Source organism: Aphanizomenon sp. UHCC 0183 (assembly GCF_009712065.1).
GTDB lineage: Bacteria > Cyanobacteriota > Cyanobacteriia > Cyanobacteriales > Nostocaceae > Dolichospermum > Dolichospermum heterosporum.
Map to the genome: position 1 here is coordinate 1 of NZ_VILC01000095.1, position 5,233 is coordinate 5,233.

The following is a 5,233-nucleotide window of genomic DNA, read 5'->3' on the forward strand; positions in this document are numbered from 1 at the left end:
CCAAATTTTCCTTGATATAAAAATTCCCATTCATCATTTTCCAGTAGATGAATAAAGGCTAATACTTGGTGTTGTTTTTCTGGTGACAATATCCGTACTTTTTCTACAATAGTGTTTTCAACAGTCATAAAACCTCGCAGTAAGTGGGAAACTCAGGCGCGAACGACCTGTTATAAGAGCTTGTTAGGCTGAAAGCACTGTTCCTGTTACCTTAGAACTGTGTAACTTACAGCGACAGAGCGGGAAACTGGCTACGTATTTCGAGGTGTCGTGACTCAAATAACGGCTACCCTAAGCGTAGTCTAAGGCTGGTCTGGTCAGTACAGCTTGCAATTTCTTGCAAGCTCAGTCCCTTTAGGCTGGGTTACAACGCCATTAATTCTTTAAATACTTCATGAAAACATCCATAGTTAAATTATAAAATATCATGGCAGGTGAACAAAACCAAAAGAATATCTTCTCTGAAAAAACATTTGAAGTCATGTCTGAATTTTCAAAAGATTCCAGGACTTACAGGTTTTTCTCTAGAAAGAATGTTTAGATTTCTCAATGCTTTTGAAATTGATGTAGAAATTAGAGTAAAACCTAAATCTAGCCATAATGCACGGATAACTGTAGTTTAAAGACTCCTTCAATGACAGAAAATATTGATCCAAAAACCAGTACCAGCAACGTAATTATCGTCTTAGTAGAACCAGCCGGTCCATTGAATGTCGGTTCAGTGTCCAGAGTTATGAAAAATTTTGGCTTATCTAAACTAATATTAGTCAATCCTCAATGCGATCGCACATCAGATGATGCCTTAAAAATGGCAGTTCATGGTAAAGATATTTTAGAATCTGCGGTCATAGTAGACACATTACCACAAGCCTTACAGGGCTGTGTCCGTGCGGTTGCTACTATGGGACGGGAATACAGTGGAGAACTACCCCTAGATACCCCTCACACCGCTTTACCCTGGTTATTAGCAGAAGCAGAAAAGCCTGTAGCTTTAATTTTTGGTAGAGAAGATAGAGGATTAACTAATGAAGAATTAAATTATGCCCACAAATTAGTTTTTATTCCTACCAATCCCGAATATCCATCTTTGAATTTAGCTACAGCGGTTTCTATTTGTTGTTATGAATTATCACAATCTACTAACTTATTTACAGATCAGAATATACCCGATTCAGAAATTGCCCCATTAGATGCTATGGAAGGATTCTATCAGCAATTAGAATCTTTGTTGCTTTCTATTGGTTATCTTTATCCCCACACCGCAGCTAGTCGCATGGAAAAATTCCGCCACTTATATAATCGTGCTTATCTACAAACTACAGAAGTGGGAATGTTACGAGGGATTTTACGACAGGTAGAATGGGCAATTAATAGAAAAAACTCCGAAAAGCTGGATTAATTGTGAGAATTTGCTCAGAGGATGTTTTAAAAGTGGTATTCCGTAATTTTCATCACATTGCTACCCCCCCTTTCCCCTTGTAAAGGGGGGAAACAATAAAAATCCAGTTCCCTCCCCTTTACAAGGGGAGGGTTAGGGAGGGGTAAAAAATATTTAATACACCAACCATAACTTTTCAAACACCCTCTCAAGTATGTTCTCAAAATCCATGCGGTTTTTAACGATAATGCTATCAACTATACTCAACACGGCTTAATTATTTGATTTAAGCGGGTAGGGGTTTAGCAGTGCTAAACCCCTACAAATCTAGGTTTTTCGTGATTTTGCAAAAGTCCATGTCCCAACCGTTTTGAGTATAAACTCCGAGAAGTTCCAGAAATACTGGAACTCTCAAACTAATCCCTATGCTTGAAATCATGTAAGTAGTGAGACAGAATTAATTACACAATGTCATTGCGTAATCGTTGCGTGGCGTTAGCCATATGGAACGAAGTGAAATGAAGCAATTCCAAGGGTTGTGATTGCTTCCCTTCGCTTGCAATGACTGTAAATATTTTTGTTCAATTACTTAACACAATTTTTGCTACTGTATTCGACAAAATCAACTTATCAATTCAACTGCAACTTCCTGTGCTTCCAACACATTAATTTCATCTAAAATCCGCCAAATTTCTTGCAGCATTGGCTCTAAACCGGTGCGAGTTACGGCAGAAATTATGAACACTGGTGCTAAAGCTAGATGATTTAATTGAGTAGCTAAAGCCTCCAAATCAACAGTTTCTCTATCAACAGCATCTATTTTATTTAATGCCAAAATTTGTGGACGTTTAGCTAAACCTCGTCCATAGGCTTTAAGTTCTTCTTGAATAGTATGGAAATCAGCGATGACATCTTCACTTGTGGCATCAATTAAGTGTAATAAAACCCTTGTCCGTTCAATGTGACGCAAGAAATCATGACCTAAACCGGCACCATGAGAAGCACCTTCAATTAAACCCGGAATATCAGCGAAAACTGTACCATCACCGGTGGGTTTTTTGACTACACCCAAATTAGGAATTAAGGTAGTAAAGGGATAATCGGCGATTTTTGGACGTGCTGCGGATAAAGAAGAAATTAAAGTTGATTTTCCCGCATTTGGTAAACCAATAATCCCGACTTCTGCTAACAATTTCAACTCTAAACGTAATACCTTTTTTTCCCCTTCTAAACCAGGGAGGGCATATTCGGGAACGCGGTTGCGGTTACTCAAAAAATGTTGATTTCCCAGTCCACCTTTGCCACCTTCTGCGACTCGAAAACTTTGTCCGGGTTCAACTATATCACATAGTAAAACACTCGTTACCGCATCATATACAGAAGTACCACAAGGAACTTCAACAATTAGATCTTTCCCACCTGCACCAGTGCAATTATTTGGACCGCCACGTTCTCCATTTTGTGCCTTAAATAAATGCTTGTATCGAAAATCTAACAAGGTTTGCAGATTAGTATTACCTACAAAAATTACTGAACCGCCTTTTCCGCCATTCCCACCAGATGGACCACCTGCTGGGACATATTTTTCTCTACGAAAAGCGACAATACCATCGCCTCCGTTACCTGCTTCTACTTCAATTACTGATTGGTCTATAAATTGCATAATTTAGTCAGTTGTCAGTTGTCAGTTATTAGTTGTCAGTTGTCAATCACGCTAACAATTGACTACTAACAACTAATTTAAATATAAGGTGTAACATCTTCCCCACAGTCATCTGCTAGGTAGGAAAGGGCGCGAAAGCGTAACCCTACCATTTGTTCATAAAGGGGGTTAATTTTACACAGGGGCGGAATATGAACTATTTTCCGGCCAAATAAGGTTACATCTCTTTCAAAGGGACATTGGGAAGGAATCATCTTACACAAAAATTTCGCCACTCTGGGGTCTTGAATATCTAACCCGTCTAACCATTGACGCAAGGGAGTTAAAGCGTCTGGGTGGGGGGATTGAAGTCCAGTAGGGGGGAAATCAGTTGTTTGTGCGGTATCTTCTAGGGTATGACGTAAGGCTGTGAGTAAACTCTCTTGCAGTTCTAATTTTTGACACAATTGCTGAAGTAGGTCATCTTCACTAGGTGAGTATATACCATCAGCGATCGCTACCATTACCGCTGTCCGCAAGAAATTTTCCGCTACAGGTGTACCTTTACCTAATATAGCCGCTAATTCATCTGGTTCAATTATCTCTAAAGAATCCCAGTTAATAGCAGGGGCTAATTCATCTTTGGTAAGATTAGTAATTAATTCCTGTTCTTGGGTATCAAAGTTACCATCAGCCCAAGCAATGGTCAGTAATCCCCGTAACCACGCAATAATTTGTTCGCTACTGTAAGCAGTTTGAGCAGTAGTTGTCATAAAAACTCACGCCTTGTAATTTTTATTAGATAATCTTAAAATACCTTGAAAAGAACTACATTTCTGTACATTTAATTGGCAAAAATAAAGGGAATTTAGTTTGAGTTGAGCGACTCTTAACCCAACATGAGCAGGAATTTTTTTGAGTTTCCTCGCGTTAACTCAACCTACGATATAAATACTTTTTAGCCTGAACTCAGCAGCATTGATTCCCAAGGGCATAAAATATAGATATAATTGATTATATTTGTCATTAATTAGGTATAAAGTATGTTCTGCTTTGGTATTGAACATGAAGTTGCTTTTCTCAATGATCAAGGAAAGTTTGCAGATTTCCATAATACAAAATTTGGAGATTTTCAGCAAATTGTTGACAAATTACCTATCTATACTACTGATTACCCACAATTAAGAGTTGGTGATGCTGGGATTAAGAAAAAGCGTTGGTATATTGAGGGCTTTGAAAGATTTAATGACTCTGAAGAAGTAATTGACTGTGTAGCTAAAGGCATCGAAATTAGAACAACTATCCACCCTACTATTCAAGGAGCAATTGATGAATTAAACGCAAGTTTTATTTTATTAAGTGATGTTGCTGCTAATTTTGGTTTTTCACCTGTTTTAGCCAGCTTTAATCCCTATACTTGCGTGTTTGAGCCACAACCTCCATTAAATGATTTTGAAATTAGGCAATTACAAGCTTATCCAGATGAACAAACTGCTCATATTTATATGGTTTCTTATGGACCAGATTTAAATATTTCCCTAGCAAATTTATCTATGGAAAGGTTAATTGATATTGGGAAGAAGTTAACTTATTACAGTCCTTATATCATTCCTTTTAGTTATAGTTCTCCTTTTTATAATGGTGGTTTATGGGGAGGTTTATCAGTGAGGACATTTATCAGAACGGGAAAAAGATCCGCAACATTAGTTTTTTTGGATAAAACAGAAGAATTAATCAAAAGTGTGCCTTCGTTAACAAAAATTGCCCGCATTCCTTCAGAAGTAGGACGGATAGAATTTAAAGCTTGTGATAGTTGTGATAATTTCGCTATTTATGCAGGTTTATTAGCTTTATTAAAAGGTTTAATACTAGATGAAACTTTACCAGGTAGAGCAATTATACCTGATGCTAATTTACACCAAATTTCGGCAAAATCAGGCTTTGAAAATGAAGATGTTTTTGCCAATTCTCAGAAACTTTTACAAGTTGCTGAAATCGCCCTTGAAGATGATCCTGATCTAGAATTTTTAACCCCACTGAAAGGAATTTTATCTGAGAAAAAAACAAAATCTCATGAATTAATTAAGTTATTCCAAAATTCAGGTTCAATTGAAGCCACTCTTAACCAAACTTATGGCAATTTTGGATTTTAGATTTTGGATTTTGGATTACCAATTTCCTCTAAGTAGGTGAGCGTTGAAAATTGTCGTTAT

General features: G+C 37.4%; 4 protein-coding genes. 2 read left to right on the forward strand and 2 right to left on the reverse strand.

What is annotated here, in order from left to right; translation table 11 throughout:
• Positions 1–634 precede the first annotated feature (634 nt).
• Positions 635–1,399, forward strand: a complete 765-nt coding sequence (locus FJR37_RS22050) for an RNA methyltransferase (RefSeq protein ID WP_039199482.1) — start codon at positions 635–637, stop codon at positions 1,397–1,399.
• Positions 1,400–2,000: 601 nt separating this feature from the next.
• Here the strand turns inward: FJR37_RS22050 and obgE are convergent.
• Both obgE and FJR37_RS22060 read right to left on the reverse strand, forming a co-directional pair.
• Positions 2,001–3,041 (reverse strand): GTPase ObgE, encoded by a 1,041-nt coding sequence (obgE, locus tag FJR37_RS22055; protein ID WP_053540765.1) that lies wholly within the window; start codon positions 3,039–3,041, stop codon positions 2,001–2,003.
• Positions 3,042–3,118: 77 nt separating this feature from the next.
• A complete protein-coding gene (locus FJR37_RS22060) occupies positions 3,119–3,793 on the reverse strand; it encodes a Mo-dependent nitrogenase C-terminal domain-containing protein (RefSeq protein WP_039199486.1) in 675 nt (224 codons plus the stop codon).
• A 270-nt stretch (positions 3,794–4,063) separates the two neighbouring features.
• On the opposite strand from FJR37_RS22060, the gene FJR37_RS22065 reads away from it, so the two are divergent.
• Entirely contained in the window at positions 4,064–5,173 is a 1,110-nt protein-coding gene (locus FJR37_RS22065; protein ID WP_168467125.1) for a glutamate--cysteine ligase, read from the forward strand.
• Positions 5,174–5,233: the final 60 nt, after the last annotated feature.

What these genes read in the sequence shown, in the direction of transcription:
- FJR37_RS22050 (WP_039199482.1), top strand. Translation starts at nt 635, where the DNA reads ATGACAGAAAATATTGATCCAAAAACCAGTACCAGCAACGTAATTATC.
- obgE (WP_053540765.1), bottom strand. Translation starts at nt 3,041, where the DNA reads ATGCAATTTATAGACCAATCAGTAATTGAAGTAGAAGCAGGTAACGGA.
- FJR37_RS22060 (WP_039199486.1), bottom strand. Translation starts at nt 3,793, where the DNA reads ATGACAACTACTGCTCAAACTGCTTACAGTAGCGAACAAATTATTGCG.
- FJR37_RS22065 (WP_168467125.1), top strand. Translation starts at nt 4,064, where the DNA reads ATGTTCTGCTTTGGTATTGAACATGAAGTTGCTTTTCTCAATGATCAA.